This is a genomic window from Isoptericola sp. NPDC060185, from assembly GCF_042728595.1.
GTDB lineage: Bacteria > Actinomycetota > Actinomycetes > Actinomycetales > Cellulomonadaceae > Isoptericola.
In genome coordinates this window covers 122,575-140,278 of record NZ_JBHWYY010000001.1, presented here as the reverse complement: position 1 = coordinate 140,278, position 17,704 = coordinate 122,575, and the positions used below count along the sequence as shown (strand labels likewise).

Below are 17,704 nucleotides of genomic sequence, written 5' to 3'. Positions count from 1 at the left end.
GGCGTCGGCGCCGGAGGTCTCAGCCGGGCGGGCGGGTGCCGATCTGCAGCAGCAGGTCCCGGGTGGGCTCCGCGGCGACGTCGGAGATCGTCACCGGGTCGAGCGCGGCGAAGAACGCCTCGCGGGCGCGGGCGAGCGCGCCGCGCAGGCGACACCCGCCCCGCAGCGGGCACGGGTTCGCGCCCTCGCACTCGACGACCTCCCCGTCGCCCTCTAGCGAGCGGGCGACGAACCCGACGGACACCGCCCGGGCGCCGTCGGCCAGCCTCAGGCCGCCCGCGCGGCCCCGGCGCGCGTCGACGACGCCGAGCCGGCCGAGCCGCGTGACGACCTTGGCCGCGTGCGCCGCGGGCACGTTCAGCTCCGCGGCGAGGGCGCGGGTGGTCGCGGACTCCTCGGCGTCGAGCACGGCCAGGCGCATGACGATGCGCAGGCCGAGGTCGGTGAACGCGGTGAGCTGCACACCCGCAGGCTAGCCAAATCGGAATCTCAGATGCGTCTTTTCGCGGTGTGGGAAGTTCCACACTCGGCCGGTGACTCGGCAGGCGACTCGGCCGACGACTCAGCCGGCACGCGCGGACGACGTCGCCGCGACCGTGAACCCTCCCCCGACGGCGTCGGTGAACCAGCGCAGCAGCGGCGGGTGGGACGTCGCCGTGAGCCCCACCTGCGCCGTCCGGCCGTCCGGGGCCGACGCCTCCACGACCCGCAGCCCGTCCAGCCCCGCCGCCTGGTCGGGGTGCGCGGCGAGGTAGGCGCGCGCGGACGCCTCGACGTCCGCCGCGGTGAGCCGGAGCACCGCCTCCCCCTCGGGAGCCGGCGCCCCGCCGGCGAGGAGCCGCTCGCGCGGCACCGCGTCCGCGGCGTCGGCGGCGACCGCGTCCGCGAGGTCGAACAGGTGCTTGCGGTCCAGGTGCACAGCCGTCGCCGAGGCCACCATGCCGACGATCATCAACGCCAGGGCCACTATCCCCGCCGTGAGCAGCATGATGCGGCCGTCCTCGTCCGAGCCCCGGGCCGCACGGTCCCGCGCGGTCACGGGCGCGCCTGCCCGTACTCGTCGACCGTCGCGACGTGCGTCGACGTGACGGGGATCTCGAGCGGCACCCAGCCGCGCAACGCCTCGGGCACGAACGGCAGCGGGACCTCGAGCCGGGTGCGCACGCCGACGGTCGCGCCCGGCGTCAGGCACGGGTCCGCCGAGCACTCGAGCGACACCGCGCCGTCGCCGACGTCGAAGCCCTGGTCCGTGAGAGCGATGCCCGCGGCGGCCTGCGCCCGCTCGGCGCCCGCGGCCGACGAGTCGGCCGTGACCATGGCGCGGCCCGCCTCCCGGGCCGCGCCCTCCACCGCGAACGCGCCCGCCTGCACCTGCGCGACCGTGAGCACCAGGTACACCAGCGGCACCAGCAGCAGCACCGCCGTGCCCAGGAACTCGACCAGCGCAGCCCCGGACTCGGGGTCGACCTCGCGGCCGGACGCCGCGGCGGCGCCGAGCTCGTCCGCGTTGGTGGCGTGCAGGTCGGTGCCGCGACCTCCCGGGGCGCGGGCGCTCACGCCTCCTCCAGGGCGTGGCCGCGCAGGGTGAGGACGCCCGACGGGCCGAGCAGCCCGACGACGGGCAGCGGCACCTGCACGGTGACCTCCACGACGTCGAGCCCGTCCTGCACCGTGCTGCGCACCGACACGTCGTCGGCGTACCGGCTGCCGAGCGCCGCGGTGAGGAGGTCGCGAGTCCGGGTGGCGCCGCTCGCGAGGTCCCGGTCCGCGCGCGCCGCCACGCGCGCGCCCTCCGCCGCCGCGTCGATCGACAGGGCCCGCACGTGCATCGCCAGCGCCACCTGCACGACGCCGAGGAACAGCGCGAGCACCAGGGCCGAGACCATGACGAACTCGGCCACGGCCGAGCCCGCCTCGCCGTCCGTCACCTCCGCCCGCGGCTCCCGGCGCCTGTCCCGGTCGCGGGTCACGAGCGCTCGTCGGCGACCGGCGGCGCCCACCCGGGGCGCGGGACCAGGCAGAACGGATGACCGGCCGGGTCGGCGTACACGTCACCCTCGCCCGCGCCCGGCGCGGCGCCCGTGAGGCGGCGCGCCCCGAGGGCGAGGACCCGCTCGTGGGCCTCGGCCACGTCGTCGACCATGACGTCGAGGTGCATCTGCTGCGGGCGGTCCGGGTCGCCCCAGTCCGGCGGCCGGTGGTCGGGCGCGCGCTGGAACGCCAGGCCGGAGTGCCGGTCGTTGCGCGCGACCACGACGAAGTCGTCGTCCGCGTACGTGACGTCCTGGCCCAGCACCGCCGACCAGAACTCCGCGAGCGCCCTCGGGTCGGGGCAGTCGACGACCAGGTGGTGCAGCCGGCCGATCGCCACGTCAGCGACCCGTGACGCTCGAGATCGCCTGGGTGAACGCGCCCTCCAGCAGCGGCCCGGCGATCGCCCAGAGCGCGACGACCAAGCCCGCCGTCATGAGGGTGACGAGCACCCACCCCGGCACGTCGCCCCGCTCCGGGTCGTCCGCGGCCGGGCGGTCGTGGGGCCGGTTCTCGGTCTCGTGCTGCTGCATGGTCGGTCCTTTCGGTGGCACCGCGCGGCGGCGGTTGGGTCGGTGGTCGGCGAGCACGGTCACAGGCCGATCCGGAGGGTGGCGAGGGAGGGGAACACGGCGAAGACGACGGTGATGGGCAGGATGAGGAAGACGACCGGGACGAGCATCGCGACCTCCTTCTTGCCCCCTGCCTCCATGAGGGCGCGCCTGCCGGACTCCCGCACGTCCTGGGCCTGCGCGCGGAGCACGTCCGCGAGCGGGGTGCCGCGCTCCAGGGCGACGGCGACACCCTCGGCGAACCGGGTGAGCGAGGGCAGGCCCGTCCGGTCGGCCATGGTGGTGAGCGCTCCCGCGATCGGCGCGCCGGCCCGGACGTCCGCGAGCATGGCGGAGATCTCGCCCGACAGCTCGCCGCGTGCCGTGGACGCGACCCGCTCCAGGGCGGGCACGGGGCCTTCGCCGGCGGTGACGGCCAGGGCGAGCAGCTCGGCGATCGTGGGGAACTCGGCCAGCATCCGCTCCTCGCGGCGGCGCACGGCACGGCTGAGCCACTGGTCGCACAGGACGAAGCCGACCGCCCCGCACAGCAGGACGAGGGCCGAGAGCGGCACCACGGAGGACCCCCGCACCGCGGCGAGCAGCAGCGCCAGCACGAGCCCGGCCGCCAGGCCGAGCGCGACCGAGACGACCTGCCGGGCGCGGAACGCCTCGACCGTCTCCGCCCGACCGGCACGGTCGAGGCGGCGGCGCACGTCCGCCCGCGTGGACCCGAGCTTGTCGAACCAGTGCGCGGCGTCCGCGACCCAGGGTGCCAGCAGCCGCTCGAGGGCCGGGAACGGCGTGTGCACCGGCTGCTCGCGCAGCAGGCCGGACGTGGCGTCGCGCGGGCGCAGGGCCGGGGCGAGGCGCTGGTCGAGCGTCACGCGGCGGGCGCGCAGCCGCGCGACCACGAGGAGGACGCCGAGCCCGCCGAGCAGGCCCACGAGCGCGCCCGTGAGGGAGAACCACCGGTCGATCACCGCAGCACCCGCCCCTCCTCGGGCAGCCGCCCGATGCGGCGCATCAGCCAGTACGCGACGGCGGAGGTGGCGGCGCCCGCGGCCAGCACCGCCACGCCGGCCGCCGAGTTGTACGCCTGCGCCGTCTCCGGCCGTGACGCGAGGAACGCCAGCACGACCCACGGCCCCGCGGCGGCGAGGCGCGCGCCGTTGACGGTCCACGACTGCCGCGCCTCGAGCTCGCCGCGGGTGCGGGCGTCCTCGCGCAGGAACGACGACAGCGTCCGCAGCAGGCGGCCGAGGTCCGTGCCACCGACCTCGCGCGTCAGCCGCAGCGCCTCGATGATGCGGTCGGCGACCGGGTCGGCGAGGCGCGCCTTGAGCAGGTCCAGGCACTCACCGAAGCGACCCGTGGCGCGGTAGTCTGCCGCGAACCGGGCGAACGCCTCGCGCAGCTCGGCCGGGCCGCGCTCCCCGAGCTGCGCCACGGCCTCGGGCAGGGACAGGCCGGCTCGCACGCCGGACGCGAGGTGGTCGACCACCTCGGGCCAGACCTCGCGCAGGTCCCGACGGCGCCGGCGGGCGCGCACCCGAACGAGCGCCTCGGGCGCGACGACGGCCATCAGCGCGAAGCAGGCCGAGATCGCCGGCGACCGGGTGAGCGCCAGCCCCGCGAGCAGGACGACGACGCCGGCCATACCGCTGAGCCACCACAGGGCCGCCGGGGTCACCGACGGCGCCCCCGCCTGCACCAGCAGGTCCTGCACGACGGCGCCCCGGCCGCCGCGGCGCCGCGACTTCTCGGCCGGCTCCCACCACGACAGCCACACGCACACCAGGCCCGCGCCGAGCAGCAGCCCGACGACGACCCCCATCAGCGGCCTCCCGCGAGCATCGACCGCACGTCCACGCCGACGCGCGCGAACCGCTCCTCGCCGGGCGGGAAGCCGTCGCCGCGCACGAGGTCGCCGCCCAGGTCCGCGGGTCGCCGGTGGAAGATCCCGGCGGTCTCGACGCGGTCGCCCTCGACCCGGCCCGTCACGGCCACCACCTCCCGCACCTGCCGCGACCCGTCGGCGGCGACGTCGAGGTGCACCACGAGGTCGATCGCCGACGCCACGGTCGGCACCACGAAGCGGTCCGAGACGTTCTCCCCCGCCAGCAGCGGCAGCGTGCACATCTTCGTGACCGCCCCACGGGCCGAGTTGGCGTGCACGGTGCACATGCCGGGGATCCCGGCGTTGAGCGCGACGAGCAGGTCGAAGCTCTCCGCCTCGCGCACCTCGCCGATGACGATACGGTCCGGCCGCATCCGCAGCGCCTCCTTCACGAGGCGTCGCAGCGGGATCTCGCCGGTGCCCTCGAGGCTCGGCTGGCGGCACTGCATCGCGACGTGGTCGCGCGCGGCGAACCGCACCTCGAAGACCTCCTCGCAGGAGATCACCCGCTGACCGGTCGGGATCGAGCCCGCGAGCGCGTTGAGCATCGTGGTCTTGCCCGCCTGCGTCGCGCCGGAGACCAGGACGTTCAGCCCGGCCCGCACGGCCGCATCGAGGAATGCCGCCGCGTGCGGCGTGAGCGAGCCCAGGCGCACCAGGTGGTCGAGGTGGTCAGCGCGCACCAGGTGCTTGCGGATGTTCACGGCCATGTGGCTGCGGGTGACGTCGGGGATCACGACATGAAGTCGCTCGCCGCCCGGCAGCGACGCGTCGACGAACGGGCTGCTGAGGTCGAGGCGGCGGCCGGACGCCTTGAGCATCCGCTCCACCAGGTCGCGCACCTGTACGGCGGTGAGGATCGTGGTGGTCAGCTCCGGCACGCCGCGCCGCGCGACGAACACCTTGGCCGGCTCATTGATCCAGATCTCCTCGACCTCGGGGTCGTCGAGGTAGCGCTGCAGCGGCCCGAGGCCGCCGAGGGCGTCGACGACGGCCCGCGTCGCGCCCTGCGGGTCGGCGAGGGCGGGCACGAGCCCGCGGGCGGCACGGTCCGAGTAGTCGGCGGCGGCCTCCGCGGCCAGTCGCTCGAGGCCCGCGCGGTCGCGGACGGGGTCGAGCGCCCGACGTCGGACGAGCTCGCGGACCTCGTGCTCGAGGATCGCTGCGGCGCCGGTCGGCGCAAGCGTGTCGATCGACACTGATCGGTGACCTCTCGTCGAGTCCGGCGGTGCGCCGGGCGGCAAGGAGGGACCAGGATAGGGGTCTCGGGCAACTGCCTGAGGACGCCCTGTGGAGAACCTCGCCCGCGGCGGGCCCCCGCCGGTCCGTCGATCCCCGTGACCAGGCGCGACGCCCCGTCCGACGCCCGTCGGAACCCCGCCCCGGCCGTCTCAGATGCTGGGCCCCGCGGTGGCGGGGACCCGTCGCCGCGGGGCTAGGGTCGGCCCATGCCGACCTCTCCTCCGACCGGCCGCTGGACCGACGTCGCGCGCGCGACGGGGCTGCTCGGCGCCGACGGCGCCGTGGCCCAGACGATCTTCGCGGAGATGACGGCGCTCGCCGCCCGCGCGGGCGCGATCAACCTGGGCCAGGGGTTCCCCGACGTCGACGGCCCGGAGTTCGTCCGCCAGGCCGCCAAGGACGCGATCGACGCCGGCCGCAACCAGTACTCCCCCGGCGACGGTGTGCCCGAGCTGCGGCGCGCGATCGCCGACCACCAGCACCGCCACTACGGTCTCGACGTCGACCCGGACACGCAGGTGCTGGTCACGACCGGCGCGACCGAGGCGCTGGCCGCGTCGATCCTCGCGCTCGCCGGCCCGGGCGACGAGGTCATCACGCTCGAGCCGTTCTACGACTCGCACGCGGCGGGCATCGCGCTGGCCGGTGCGACGCACGTGCCCGTGCCGCTCACCGCCGACGGGTTCCGGCTCGACGCCGCCGCCCTGCGCGCGGCGGCCGGCCCGCGCACGCGCCTCATCGTGCTCAACACGCCGCACAACCCCACGGGCACCGTCCTCACGCGCGCCGAGCTGGAGCAGGTCGCGGCCGTCGCGCGCGACGTCGACGCCCTCGTGCTCACGGACGAGGTGTACGAGCGCCTCACCTTCGACGACGCCGTGCACGTCCCGATCGCCACGCTGCCCGGCATGGCGGGCCGCACCCTCACCGTCTCCTCCAGCGGCAAGACGTTCAGCCTCACCGGCTGGAAGGTCGGCTGGGTGCACGGGCCGGCGGAGCTCGTCACCGCCGTGCGCACGGTGAAGCAGTTCCTCACCTACACCTCGGGTGCGCCGTTCCAGCCCGCCATCGCCCGCGCCCTGGCAGACGACGAGGCGCCGCGGGCGCTCGCGGCGTCGCTCGCCTCCCGCCGCGACCTGCTGTGCGAGGGGCTGACCGCCGCCGGGTTCGACGTCGTCGTGCCGCAGGGCACCTACTTCGTCGTGGCGGACGGCGCACCTCTGGGGCAGCCGGACGGCCACGAGCTGTGCCGCCGCCTGCCGGACCTCGCGGGCGTGGTCGGCGTGCCGGTGTCGGCGTTCTGCCTCCCGGGCTCAACGACGGCGGCGGCGCTCGCGTCACGCGTGCGGTTCACGTTCGTCAAGCGCGAGGACGTGCTGCGCGACGCCACCCGCCGCCTGCACCGCCTCGCGTCGTAGGGCTACGCCGCGAGCGCGGGCAGCACCAGGCTCACGGCGACGACCAGCATGATCGCGGCGACGACGCCGTCGACGACCCGCCATGCCCCCGGCCGGGCGAGCACCGGGGCGAGCAGCCGCGCGCCGTACCCGAGGCCGGCGAACCACAGCACGCTCGCGACGACGGCCCCGGCGGTGAAGAGCCAGCGCGCGTCGCCGTACGACGCGGCGAGCGACCCCTGCAGGACCACGGTGTCCAGGTACACGTGCGGGTTGAGCCAGGTGAGCGCGAGCGCCGTGAGCAGCACCGGGCGCGCGCGGCGCCCCGCGTCCGGGACGGCGCCGTCCGACGCGGCGGCCAGTCCCGCCTCGTCGCCCCGCCAGGCCCGCCGCGCGGCGAGCGCCCCGTACCCGAGGACGACGACGGCGCCCGCCCAGCGTGCGACCTCCACCACGACGGGGTGACTCACGACCAGCGCGCCCAGCCCGGCGGTCCCCGCGGCGTAGAGCACGACGTCCGAGGCGGCGCAGACGGCGACGACGAGGCCGACGTGCTCGCGGCGCACGCCCTGACGCAGCACGAACGCGTTCTGGGCGCCGATGGCGACGATGAGGGACAGGCCGAAGCCGAGGCCGGCGAGGACGGTGAGCACGGCACGACGCTAGGCAGGTCGGACGATGAAGTCCATCTACGGTTCCTTCATCTGATCAAGCGTTGCTTCATCTACGGTAGGGGCCATGCGTTGGGACTCCCGCCAGCTCGAGGCACTGGCCGCCGTCGTCACGGAGGGCTCGTTCGAGGGCGCCGCCCGCGCGCTGCACGTGACGCCGTCGGCGGTGAGCCAGCGCGTGCGCGCACTGGAGAACGCCGCGGGGTCGGTGCTGGTGCGCCGCAGCCGGCCGGTCACGCCGACCGCGACGGGCGGCACGCTGCTGCGCCTGGCGCGGCAGGTGGAGCTGCTCGGCGCGGAGGCGAGCCACGCCCTCGGACCGGGTGCGGCCGGCACCGACGAGGCCGACGCGTCCCGACCTGTCACCGTGCCGCTGGCCGTGAACGCGGACTCGCTGGCCACGTGGGTGCTGCCCGCCCTCGCCGGGGTGGAGGGGGTCTGCTTCGACCTCCACCGCGAGGACCAGGACCGCACCGTGGACCTGCTGCCCGCGGGCGTGGTCATGGCCGCCGTCACGTCCCAGCGGGAGCCGGTGCAGGGCTGCAGCTCCGCCCTGCTCGGGATCACGCGCTACCGGCCGGCGGCGACGCCCGCCGTCATCGAGCGGTGGTTCCCCGACGGCGCCACGCCCGAGGCCCTCGACCGCGCCCCGATGGTCGTCTTCGACCGCGCCGACGACCTGCAGGACGCCTGGCTGCGCGAGGTCGCCGCCGCGGCCGGCTCCCCCGTGCCCGACCCGCCGCGCCACCACGTGCCGAGCACGGCGGAGTTCCTCGACGCCGTCCGCCGCGGCCTCGGCTGGGGCATGTGGGGCCCGTTGCCCGGACCGGGCGCCCGGTTCCCCGTGCTCGGCGACGCCCTCGAGCGGGGCGAGGTGCGCGCCCTCGCCGCCGACGCCGTCGTCGAGGTGCCCGTCTACCTGCAGCAGTGGAAGCTGCGCTCCCAGGTGCTCGACCGCGTGACGGACGCCCTGCGCACGGAGGCACGACGGGTCCTCCCCCAGCGCTGACCTCCCAGGGGCGTCAGGCGCAGACGCCGGGCAGCAGCGACGGGCTGGGCGACGGCGTGGACGACGGCCCGGAAGACTCCCCGGAAGAGCTCGACCCGTCGTCGGGCGACAGGACGTCGTCGTCGACGCGGGTGGCGTCGGGCGTCGAGCCGCCGGGCGTCGAACTGCCGGGCGTCGAACTGCCGGGCGTCGACGAGGACGACGCCGGGGAGCCCTTCTTCTTCCCGGCGCCGGGCATGCCGGGCGGGGCCTTGTCGGCGCGGATGCGCGCCCAGATCTCGTCGGCGGCGGAGGTCCACTCCACCCGCCCGGGCTGGCTCACCGAGTCGACGACGGGCACGGACGTGAAGACGATCCGCGCCGGGTCGATGTCGCGGATGCTCCACGCGAGGCCGGCGAGCGCCGTCGGGCTGGCGAGGTCGGGGTCCGTGGAGATGGAGCCGAGGATCTCCCGCACCATGCGGTAGAGCCGGGGCGAGTCGGTGATGACGTTCTGCGACAGGATCTGGCGCATCGTCGCGTCGAAGAACGCCTGCTGCCGCTCGATGCGCTTGAGGTCGCTGCCGATCTCGAGCCCCATGCCCTCGCCCTTGCGGGCGCGCAGGAAGTTGATCGCGGTGGTGCCGTCCAGCGTCTGGCGGCCCGCCTTGAGGTCGAGGTCCACCCGCTTGCCCTTGACCGCCTCGGGCAGGCACATGGTGACGCCGCCGATCGCGTCGACGACCCCGATCACGCCCGTCATCTGCACGACGACGTGGTCCTCGATGCGCACGCCGGTGAGCTTCTCGACGGTGTGGATGGTGCAGGCCGCCGCGCCGGTGACGTCCTTGCCCGGCCCGCCGCCGAGGGCGAACGCGGTGTTGAACATGGCGTTCGTGTGCGGCGCGGTCTGGCCGCCGCCGGGGAGCCTGCACGACGGGATGTCGACAAGCGAGTCGCGCGGGATCGACACGGCCTCGATGCGGCTGCGGTCGCCGGAGATGTGCACGAGCAGCGTGGTGTCGGAGTGGAACTCGTCGCCCGCGCCCGCGATCTTGGCGTTGGCCTCGTCGCGGAAGTCGGTGCCCATCACCAGGATGTTGAGGTCCTTGCCGGCGAACGGGTCGCTCGGGTCCTGCTCGGTGGCGACCGCGGGCGGGCGGTCGTCCTCGGCGAGGAGGCCGTCGACGTCGGACACCCCGATCTGGGAGCGCAGGTCGACGAACGACGCGACCGCCGCCGCCGACCCGAACGCCACCACCGCGGTGACGACGAGGGCGATCGAGCGGACGACCCGGTGCGAGGCGAGGGAGGTCGCGTGCCGCGGCAGTGTCCGCACAGCGCGATCCTAGGGCCTGAGCAGCGCGGACGCGCGAGGGACAGCGGTTTCACCCGGTGTCCCTCGCGCGCCCGCCGGACGGTGGACGGAGCGTCAGCGCCGCGCCGCGACCGCGGCGACGGCGAGCCCGGGCTGGTCGGAGAAGACGCCGTCGAGGCCGGTGCCGAGGAAGGTGTCGAGCTCGGCGGCCAGGTCGCCGTGGGCGGTCGGGTCCGCCGACGAGCGCAGCTCGGCAGGCAGGAACTGGTTCTCGGCGCGGAAGGTCCAGGAGTACGCCTCGAGCCCGGCCCGGTGCGCGTCGCGCACCACGGGGGTGGGCCGCCCGAGCGTGCCGGCCGCGGTGCGCGGCACGACGACGTTCTTCTCCAGGCTCACGATGTCGGCGTACCGGGCGACGCCGCGCAGCCCGGCCGGCGTCACCAGGTCGGCGTACGTGCGCGGGTCGCCGGCGGCGACCAGGTCGTACGGGGCGCCGCTCGCCGAGACGTTGAGGGCGAGCCGCACGTCGGTCCGCCGGTCCAGCTCGCGCAGGTTCCCGGTCTCGAACGACTGCACCACCACCGGCGCGCGGCGCGAGTCGAGCCCGTTCGCGCGCAGCGCGGCCACGAGCGGCGCCTCCAGCGACAGGCCGACGGAGTCGAAGTAGGTCGGGTGCTTCGTCTCGGGGGCCACGCCGACCGGCCGGCCGTCACAGGTCTCGGAGTGCCGCGCGAGGTCGAGCACCTCGTCGAGGGTGGGCACCTGGTACAGCCCGTCGAAGGCCGTGTTCTCCGGCCGCACCTTCGGCAGGCGTTCGACGGCGCGCAGGGTGCGCAGCTCCCCGAGGGTGAAGTCCTCGGTGAACCATCCGGTCACCGTCGAGCCGTCGATGGTCTTCGTGGTGCGTCGGTCGGCGAACTCGGGGTGCTGGGCGACGTCGGTGGTGCCGCCGATCTCGTTCTCGTGCCGGGCGACGAGCACGCCGTCCTTGGTGGCCACGACGTCGGGCTCGATGACGTCCGCGCACTGCAGGATCGCCTGCTCGTAGGAGGCCAGGGTGTGCTCCGGCCGGTCGCCGGACGCGCCGCGGTGCCCGATGACGGTCACGCCGTCGTCCCGGGTGCGCGTCTTCTTCAGGTCGATGACGACCATCTCGGTGTCGTCCGGCGTGCCCGGGTTCCGCGCGGCGTTGCCCGGGTAGTTGTTGTCGTTGGCGAGGAGGATGCGGCCGTCGCGCAGGCGCAGCACCGTCTCGAAGGACTGCACGGGCAGGGCGTACGTCTCGCCGAGGCCGTAGCCCTCCCCCGCGTCGATGCCGCGCGGGTTGTCCACCCGCAGCGCGTCCAGGACGAGCTCCTTGCGGACGTAGCGGCCGCCGTCGCCGTCGGGCTCGGTGCGCGTGAGGTCGATCTCGTAGACGCGCTTGCTCACCGACGCCGGGCCCTCGAAGTCGTCGCGCTCGACCACCCAGAGCCGGTTCCTGCCGACCGTGAACGCGTCGCCGACGACGTTCGCCTCCTGGTCGGCCTGGTAGGCCCAGGTGCGGCCCGTGTACTGCCCGCGGCGCGTGTCGAACTCGTGGATCACGCGGCGGCGCTGGTCGGTGTCCGTGGTCAGCGCGCCCTCGAGCACCGGGTACAGGTAGCGGCCGGAGCGGGCCATCGCCTCGAAGCCACGGCTGGCGCGCACGGTGGGCGTCTCGCCGTCCGCGAGGTAGGGGTTCTGCGGCGACTTGCGACCGCCCGGCAGCGGGAACGGCTTCTCCAGGAGCGTGCCGCCCGAGTCGAAGTGCAGCAGGAAGGGCCCGAACTCGTCGCCCACCCACAGCGTGCCGTCGTCGGCGCGCGCCACGGACTCGATGTCGAGGTCCGCGCCGGTCAGCAGCCGCTCCGGGGTGTCGCCGTTGACGATGTCGAAGTCGAGGAGGCCGTTCGCGTCGTTGTAGGAGAGGTGGTCGAGCACCTCGATCTCGCCCGAACCGCCCTGCGCCCCCTCCCGCCCCGTGTCCCAGTCGGGCTTCACGAGGTAGCTGCGCAGGAGGAAGTCGGCGGAGTTCCCCTTCGCGCCGAAGCCGTTGTCCGGCTGGGCCCAGAACGTGCCGTCCCCGTTGTCGACCATCGCGGAGAAGCCGGGGATCACCTGGCCGTCCCACGGGCCCTGCCGGCCGTTGCCCGGCGACGCCGCGGCGCCCGACGGCGGGCCGTCGGCGAGGTGGTCGGCGGAGAGGGTGGCGCGCCCCTCCAGCGTCGGGACCAGGTGCGTCGTGACCTGGTGCGTCGTGACCTGGTGCGTCGTGACCTGGTGGTTCGTGCCGGGCCGGCCGTGGCCGTCGCCGCCGGCACCGCCGGGATGGGGGCCGGCGGCGGCCGCGGAGCTCGCGGCCGTGAGCGCGACGACGGCGGCGGTCCCCGCGGCGACGGCGCGGAGCGTGCGGGCGTGCCTCAGTGAACGAGTCATGGACCGATGACACCGACGCCCCGCGACGTCACCCCCAACCCCGGATGAACCCTGAAGGTCCGCTGGATGACGATCCCGTGGCCCGGTACCCCTGCCCGCTCACCCCTAGATCTGTTAGGTTACGAATGCCTAGCAGTACTAGACATAGCAGCTCAAGACAATCGCAGCTCAAGACATCGGGAGGCGCCGTGCGCTTCGACAAGGACCTGGTGGCGGCGTCGGCCACCCCGCTCGTGCTCGGCATCCTGGCCGAGGGCGAGTCGTACGGGTACGCCATCCTCAAGCGCGTCACCGAGCTCTCGGGCGGCCGCATGCAATGGACCGACGGGATGCTCTACCCCCTGCTCCACCGCCTCGAGCGGCTGGGGCTCGTCGTCGCCTCCTGGGGCACGTCCGAGGCCGGCCGCCGCCGCAAGCACTACGCGATCACCTCGGCCGGGCGGCAGGCGCTCGCCGAGCGGCAACAGCAGTGGTCCGTCGTCGCCGACGTGCTGCAGCACGTCTGGCACGCCGCGCAGGCGTCCGCCCCGCGTCCCGCGACCGCCGACGGGTGGGCCTGATGGCCGGGCCGCACGAGCGCCTGGAGGCGCAGATCGACCAGTGGCGCTCGTACGTCCAGCGGCGCCGCGCCATCTCCGCCGCCGACGTGGACGAGATGGAGGACCACCTGCGCGGGCGGGTCGCCGACCTCGTCGCCACGGGGCTCGACGACGACGAGGCGTTCCTCGTCGCCGTGCGCCGGATGGGCAACCTGGACGCCGTCTCGCGCGAGTTCGCCCGGGAGCACTCCGAGCGGCTCTGGAAGCAGCTCGTGCTGGTGCCCGAGGCGCCCGAGCACGACGCCGCCGGCCCGACGTGGCGCGAGCTCGCCGTCGTGCTCGCGCTGGCCGTGGGCGCGGGCGTCGCCGCGAAGGTCGGGCTCACCGCGATCCACGAGGACACCGCGCTGCTGCGCAACCTGCCGCTGCTCACGGCGCCGTTCATGGCCGCGTACTTCGCGTGGAAGCGCCGCGTGTCGTGGCGCGTGCTGCTCGCGCTGCTGGTGCCGTACGCCGTCCTGGCCGTGGTGCTCAACGTCTACCCCTACGCCCCGGGCGGCTCCACGGTGCTGCTGGCGGCGATCCACGCCCCGGTGGTGCTGTGGGCGCTCGTGGGCGTCACCTACGTGGGCGGCCGGTGGCGGGCGCAGGAGCCGCGGATGGACTTCGCCCGGTTCACCGGGGAGCTGGTCGTGTACGTGACGCTCCTGGCCATCGGCGGCGGGGTGCTGCTCGGCCTCACCGGCGCCACCCTCAGCCTGGTCGGCGTCGACATCGAGCCCGCGATGGAGGGCTGGATCCTGCCGTTCGCCGTGCCCGGCGCCGTCGTCGTGGCCGCCTGGCTGGTCGAGGCGAAGCAGGACGTGGTGGAGAACATCGCGCCGGTGCTCACGCGCGTCTTCACGCCGCTGACCCTCGTGATGCTGCTGGTGACGCTCGTCGTGCTGCTCACGGCCGGCGACCTCGCGGGCGCGGACCGCGAGCTGCTCATCCTCATGGACGCGATCCTCGTGCTGGTGCTGTGCCTGCTGCTGTACTCGGTGTCGGCGCGCGACTCGCTCGCCCGCGCGGGGTGGTTCGACGCCCTGCAGCTGGCCCTCGTCGTCGCGGCGCTCGCCGTCGACGCCGTCGCGCTCACCGCCATGCTCACCCGCATCGCCGAGTTCGGCGTCAGCCCCAACAAGGCGGCCGCCCTCGGGCTGAACCTGCTGCTGCTGGTGCACCTGGGCCGCTCGGGCTGGCTGCTGCTCGGGTTCGTCCGCGAGCGCGCTCCGTTCGGCGCGCTGACCCGGTGGCAGACGCGCTTCCTGCCCCTCTACGCGGTGTGGGCGGCGCTGGTCGTGGTGGCGTTCGGCCCGCTGTTCGCCTTCGCGTAGCGCCCCCGGCCGGGGGCCGGCACGGGGGGGGGCGGGGGCGGGGGGGGTGAGCAGGCCGCCGCCGGGGGGTCGGGGCGGGCCCGGCGCGCCCGGCGGGGGGGGGCCCGGGGGGGGGGCGTCCCGGGGGCCCCCCCTCCGCGTGCGGCTTCCCCGGCCCCCCCACCGCCTGTTCGGCGGAGCGGTGGCCGGTCAGGCCAGCTTGACCCAGCCGTCCTTGCGGTAGGCGGGGGTGGCGAACGCGAGGACGGCGATGGCGCACGCGAGCGCGGCGAGCATCACCCAGGACATGGCGACGGCGTCGCCGCCGAGCACGCCGACCAGCGGGGAGACCAGGCCGGCGATGCCGGACTGCACCGCGCCGATGACGGCCGCGGCGGTGCCCGCGCGCTCGCCGTGGCGCGACAGCGCGATGGCCGACGCGTTGGCGGGCACGAGTCCCTGGAAGGCGAGCACCAGCCACAGCATGGCGAGCAGCCCGACGAGGCCGCCCGCGCCGGTCAGCGCGACCACCAGCAGGCCGACGCCGACGACGCCCTGGATCGCCAGCGCCGCCCGCAGCAGCCGGATCGGCGCGACCCGGCGCACCAGGGCGGCGTTCACCTGCGCGGACAGCACCAGCCCGAGCCCGTTGACCGCGAACAACAGGGAGAACTGCCCGTGGGTGAGGCCGTAGCCCTCCTGGAAGATGAACGGCGAGCCCACGACGTAGCTCATCAGCACGGCCTGCCCGAGCCCGGGGATCACCGCGAGCGCCATGAACTGCTTGTCCTTGACGAGGGTCCGGTAGCCCGCGAACACGCTGCGCGTGCCGCCGGTCTGGCGCCGCACGGCGGGCAGCGTCTCCGGCATGAAGCGCCACACGACGACCGCCATCGCGACGCCCGCGAGCGCCAGGACGCCGAAGACCCAGCGCCAGCCGGCCGCGGACGCGACGGCGGAGCCGAACGTGGGCGCGAGCATCGGCGCGACGCCGATGACCAGCATGAGGCGGGACAGGATGCGCGCGGCCTCGGCCCCGACGAAGCGGTCCCGCACGACGGCCATGGCGGCGACGCCGCAGGCGGCGTTGAAGAAGCCCTGCAGGAGGCGCAGGCCCACCAGCACGGTCATGTTGGGCGCGACGGCGCACAGCAGCGACGTCACGACGTGCAGCGCGAGGCCCCACATGAGCGGCGCGCGCCGCCCGTACCGGTCGGACAGCGGGCCGATGGTGAGCTGGCCGAGCGCGCCGCCGAGGAGCATGACGGACACCGAGAGCTGCGCGAAGGAGGCGGAGGACCCGAGGTCGGCCGCCACCTGGGGCAGGGACGGCAGGTACATGTCGACGGTGAACGCCGGCAGCGCCGCGAGGGCGCCGAGCATGAGGACCCAACGGAACGGAGAGCGGGCGCGCGGGAGTCTCGCGGAGTCGTCGGGCATGGCCGCCATCCTATCGAAACGATACGAGCGTGCCCAGGGGATTCCCCGTCCCCGTCGCCGGGGCTGTCGGTGGGATGCGTCACGATGGACCCATGTGCGGCCGCTACGCGTCCTTCCGCGACGCCCAGGACCTCTCCGACGACCTCGCGCTCGCCGAGATCGCCGAGGACGCGCGCCTCCTCCCGCCGTCGTGGAACGTGGCGCCGACCGACGCCGTGCGGATCGTCGTCGAGCGCCCGCGCCGGCTCGAAGGCGGCAGCACCGGCGAGATCACCCGCACGATGCAGCTCGCCCGCTGGGGTCTCGTGCCGTCCTGGGCGAAGGACCCGTCGGTGGGCGCGCGCATGATCAACGCCCGCTCCGAGACGCTCCTCGACAAGCCGGCTTTCGCCAAGCCTCTGGCCGTGCGCCGCTGCCTGCTCCCGGCGGACGGCTACTACGAGTGGCGCAAGCTGGACCTGCCCCCGGGAGCGCCCGCGAGGGCGGGGTCGAGGAGCAAGGCGCCCAAGCAGCCCTACTGGATCCACCCGGACGACGGCGGCGTCGCCGCGCTCGCCGGCCTCTACGAGTTCTGGCGCGACCGGACGAAGGCGGACGACGACCCGGACCGCTGGCTCGTGTCCGCGACGGTCGTCACGACCGCGGCGTCCCCCGACCTCGAGCGGATCCACGACCGCATGCCGGTGATCCTCCCCCGCGGCGCGTGGGACGCGTGGCTCGACCCGGCCGTCGGCGCCGAGCAGGCGATGGGGATCGTCACCGGCCCGCAGGTCGCGATGGCGACGCGGCCGGTGGGCGACGCCGTCGGGTCGGTGCAGAACAACCGCCCGTCGCTCATCGAGGCCGACCCCGACCCGCGGGACCCGGACGTGGTCACCGCGGGCGGGGCCTGAGAGCCGTCCGTCAGGCCCCGCCGGTCACCGCGACCTCCTGGCCGGTGATCCCCGTGTTCGCGGCCGACCCCAGGTAGACGATCGCGGTCGCCACCTCGCGCGCCTCGAGCAGGCGACCGAGCGGGGCGCGCGCCGCCGTGGCCTCGCCGAACGCCTCGACGATCCCCGCGTTGCGCACCGTCCGGGTGAGGCCCGGCAGCACCACGTTCGACAGGATGTCGCCCTCGCGCCCGAGCGCGAACGCGACCGACCGGCTGAACCCGTGCAGCGCGGACTTGGCGGTGGCGTAGTACGCCGTGCCCTCGTCGCCGTCGCGCACCAGGCTGGACGACAGGTGCACCAGCCGACCCCAGCGCTGCGCGCGCATCGTCGGCGCGACCGCGCGGGTCAGGCGCACAGCCCCCTCGACGTTCGCCCGCACGGTCTCGAGCCAGGCGTCGTCGGGCACGTGCTCGAAGCCGCGCGGGCCGCCCGGACCCGGCGGGCTCCAGGTCACCGCGTTGTTGACGAGCACGTCGACCCGCCCCGTCCAGGCGAGGACGGCGTCACGCAGCCCTTCCGCCGCGCCGTCCTCGGTCTGGTCGTAGCGCACGACGAGCGCGCGCCCGCCGATCTCCTCCGCGACACGCGCGGCGTCGTCCTTCGACTCCCGGTACGTGACGACGACGTCGGCGCCCTCCGCGCCGAACTGCGCGGCGACGTGCCGCCCGATCCCCCCGGACGCCCCCGTGACGACGACGGTGCGCCCCTGCAGACCCAGGTCCATGACGAACTCCTCAGAAGGTGGGACGTCGGGCACCGGCCGGTGCCCGACGTCCCCCACCCACCGCGCGCCCGCCGGCCCCCGGGGGGCCGCCCGGGGGGGGGCCCCCCCCCGGGCACCCACCGGGGGGGGGGCGCGCCCGCGCGGGCCCCCAGACCC

19 protein-coding genes are annotated in these 17,704 nt (G+C 75.3%); 5 read left to right on the top strand and 14 right to left on the bottom strand.

The annotated features are described in order from the left end of the window. Positions 1-19: 19 nt before the first annotated feature. The 9 genes from ACFWDO_RS00680 to ACFWDO_RS00640 all read right to left on the bottom strand — a co-directional run bounded on the left by ACFWDO_RS00680 (position 20) and on the right by ACFWDO_RS00640 (position 5,681). Entirely contained in the window at positions 20-463 is a 444-nt protein-coding gene (locus ACFWDO_RS00680) for an RrF2 family transcriptional regulator (RefSeq protein WP_380318174.1), read from the bottom strand. Positions 464-562: 99 nt separating this feature from the next. Next, positions 563-1,039: a hypothetical protein gene (locus ACFWDO_RS00675; RefSeq protein WP_380318177.1), complete on the bottom strand. Its 477-nt coding sequence runs from the start codon at positions 1,037-1,039 to the stop codon at positions 563-565. After that, entirely contained in the window at positions 1,036-1,557 is a 522-nt protein-coding gene (locus ACFWDO_RS00670) for a pilus assembly protein (RefSeq protein WP_380318180.1), read from the bottom strand. The genes ACFWDO_RS00675 and ACFWDO_RS00670 overlap by 4 nt, the downstream gene beginning before the upstream one ends. Continuing rightward, complete coding sequence (locus tag ACFWDO_RS00665) at positions 1,554-1,970, bottom strand: TadE family protein (protein ID WP_380318183.1); 417 nt, start codon at positions 1,968-1,970, stop codon at positions 1,554-1,556. The genes ACFWDO_RS00670 and ACFWDO_RS00665 overlap by 4 nt, the downstream gene beginning before the upstream one ends. Further along, entirely contained in the window at positions 1,967-2,371 is a 405-nt protein-coding gene (locus ACFWDO_RS00660; RefSeq protein WP_380318185.1) for a VOC family protein, read from the bottom strand. The genes ACFWDO_RS00665 and ACFWDO_RS00660 overlap by 4 nt, the downstream gene beginning before the upstream one ends. 1 nt (position 2,372) lies before the next feature. Continuing rightward, on the bottom strand, positions 2,373-2,564 hold the full coding sequence (locus ACFWDO_RS00655; RefSeq protein WP_380318188.1) for a hypothetical protein: 192 nt from the start codon (positions 2,562-2,564) through the stop codon (positions 2,373-2,375). 59 nt (positions 2,565-2,623) lie between these two features. Continuing rightward, complete coding sequence (locus tag ACFWDO_RS00650) at positions 2,624-3,565, bottom strand: type II secretion system F family protein (RefSeq protein ID WP_380318191.1); 942 nt, start codon at positions 3,563-3,565, stop codon at positions 2,624-2,626. Further along, positions 3,562-4,419, bottom strand: a complete 858-nt coding sequence (locus ACFWDO_RS00645; protein WP_380318194.1) for a type II secretion system F family protein — start codon at positions 4,417-4,419, stop codon at positions 3,562-3,564. The genes ACFWDO_RS00650 and ACFWDO_RS00645 overlap by 4 nt, the downstream gene beginning before the upstream one ends. Further along, positions 4,419-5,681, bottom strand: coding sequence for a CpaF family protein (locus tag ACFWDO_RS00640; protein WP_380318197.1), 1,263 nt, complete (start codon positions 5,679-5,681; stop codon positions 4,419-4,421). The genes ACFWDO_RS00645 and ACFWDO_RS00640 overlap by 1 nt, the downstream gene beginning before the upstream one ends. A gap of 249 nt (positions 5,682-5,930) precedes the next feature. Here ACFWDO_RS00640 and ACFWDO_RS00635 point away from each other — a divergent pair, with 249 nt between their 5' ends. Further along, complete coding sequence (locus ACFWDO_RS00635) at positions 5,931-7,142, top strand: pyridoxal phosphate-dependent aminotransferase (protein WP_380318200.1); 1,212 nt, start codon at positions 5,931-5,933, stop codon at positions 7,140-7,142. A 2-nt stretch (positions 7,143-7,144) separates the two neighbouring features. Here ACFWDO_RS00635 and ACFWDO_RS00630 read toward each other — a convergent pair whose 3' ends face one another. Continuing rightward, a complete protein-coding gene (locus ACFWDO_RS00630; protein WP_380318204.1) occupies positions 7,145-7,774 on the bottom strand; it encodes a LysE/ArgO family amino acid transporter in 630 nt (209 codons plus the stop codon). Positions 7,775-7,859: 85 nt separating this feature from the next. Here ACFWDO_RS00630 and ACFWDO_RS00625 point away from each other — a divergent pair, with 85 nt between their 5' ends. Beyond that, complete coding sequence (locus ACFWDO_RS00625; RefSeq protein ID WP_380318207.1) at positions 7,860-8,801, top strand: LysR family transcriptional regulator ArgP; 942 nt, start codon at positions 7,860-7,862, stop codon at positions 8,799-8,801. Positions 8,802-8,814: 13 nt separating this feature from the next. Here the strand turns inward: ACFWDO_RS00625 and ACFWDO_RS00620 are convergent, their stop codons facing one another. Next, positions 8,815-10,119 carry an LCP family protein gene (locus tag ACFWDO_RS00620; RefSeq protein ID WP_380318210.1) on the bottom strand — a complete coding sequence of 435 codons (1,305 nt, stop codon included), beginning with the start codon at positions 10,117-10,119 and terminating at the stop codon, positions 8,815-8,817. A gap of 93 nt (positions 10,120-10,212) precedes the next feature. Next, complete coding sequence (locus ACFWDO_RS00615) at positions 10,213-12,555, bottom strand: esterase-like activity of phytase family protein (RefSeq protein WP_380318213.1); 2,343 nt, start codon at positions 12,553-12,555, stop codon at positions 10,213-10,215. 188 nt (positions 12,556-12,743) lie between these two features. Here ACFWDO_RS00615 and ACFWDO_RS00610 point away from each other — a divergent pair, with 188 nt between their 5' ends. Both ACFWDO_RS00610 and ACFWDO_RS00605 read left to right on the top strand, forming a co-directional pair. Beyond that, positions 12,744-13,115, top strand: coding sequence for a PadR family transcriptional regulator (locus tag ACFWDO_RS00610; protein ID WP_380318216.1), 372 nt, complete (start codon positions 12,744-12,746; stop codon positions 13,113-13,115). Beyond that, entirely contained in the window at positions 13,115-14,470 is a 1,356-nt protein-coding gene (locus tag ACFWDO_RS00605) for a permease prefix domain 1-containing protein (protein WP_380318219.1), read from the top strand. The genes ACFWDO_RS00610 and ACFWDO_RS00605 overlap by 1 nt, the downstream gene beginning before the upstream one ends. A gap of 189 nt (positions 14,471-14,659) precedes the next feature. On the opposite strand, the gene ACFWDO_RS00600 is transcribed toward ACFWDO_RS00605, so the two are convergent. After that, positions 14,660-15,889: a multidrug effflux MFS transporter gene (locus ACFWDO_RS00600; protein ID WP_380318405.1), complete on the bottom strand. Its 1,230-nt coding sequence runs from the start codon at positions 15,887-15,889 to the stop codon at positions 14,660-14,662. A 92-nt stretch (positions 15,890-15,981) separates the two neighbouring features. On the opposite strand from ACFWDO_RS00600, the gene ACFWDO_RS00595 reads away from it, so the two are divergent. Further along, positions 15,982-16,782: an SOS response-associated peptidase gene (locus ACFWDO_RS00595; protein ID WP_380318402.1), complete on the top strand. Its 801-nt coding sequence runs from the start codon at positions 15,982-15,984 to the stop codon at positions 16,780-16,782. Positions 16,783-16,792: 10 nt separating this feature from the next. Here ACFWDO_RS00595 and ACFWDO_RS00590 read toward each other — a convergent pair whose 3' ends face one another. After that, positions 16,793-17,548: an SDR family NAD(P)-dependent oxidoreductase gene (locus ACFWDO_RS00590; protein ID WP_380318399.1), complete on the bottom strand. Its 756-nt coding sequence runs from the start codon at positions 17,546-17,548 to the stop codon at positions 16,793-16,795. Between the last annotated feature and the right edge of the window lie 156 nt (positions 17,549-17,704).

What these genes read in the sequence shown, in the direction of transcription:
- ACFWDO_RS00615 (WP_380318213.1), bottom strand. Translation starts at nt 12,555, where the DNA reads ATGACTCGTTCACTGAGGCACGCCCGCACGCTCCGCGCCGTCGCCGCG.
- ACFWDO_RS00625 (WP_380318207.1), top strand. Translation starts at nt 7,860, where the DNA reads ATGCGTTGGGACTCCCGCCAGCTCGAGGCACTGGCCGCCGTCGTCACG.
- ACFWDO_RS00590 (WP_380318399.1), bottom strand. Translation starts at nt 17,548, where the DNA reads ATGGACCTGGGTCTGCAGGGGCGCACCGTCGTCGTCACGGGGGCGTCC.
- ACFWDO_RS00645 (WP_380318194.1), bottom strand. Translation starts at nt 4,419, where the DNA reads ATGGGGGTCGTCGTCGGGCTGCTGCTCGGCGCGGGCCTGGTGTGCGTG.
- ACFWDO_RS00635 (WP_380318200.1), top strand. Translation starts at nt 5,931, where the DNA reads ATGCCGACCTCTCCTCCGACCGGCCGCTGGACCGACGTCGCGCGCGCG.
- ACFWDO_RS00595 (WP_380318402.1), top strand. Translation starts at nt 15,982, where the DNA reads ATGTGCGGCCGCTACGCGTCCTTCCGCGACGCCCAGGACCTCTCCGAC.
- ACFWDO_RS00655 (WP_380318188.1), bottom strand. Translation starts at nt 2,564, where the DNA reads ATGCAGCAGCACGAGACCGAGAACCGGCCCCACGACCGCCCGGCCGCG.
- ACFWDO_RS00605 (WP_380318219.1), top strand. Translation starts at nt 13,115, where the DNA reads ATGGCCGGGCCGCACGAGCGCCTGGAGGCGCAGATCGACCAGTGGCGC.
- ACFWDO_RS00600 (WP_380318405.1), bottom strand. Translation starts at nt 15,889, where the DNA reads ATGCCCGACGACTCCGCGAGACTCCCGCGCGCCCGCTCTCCGTTCCGT.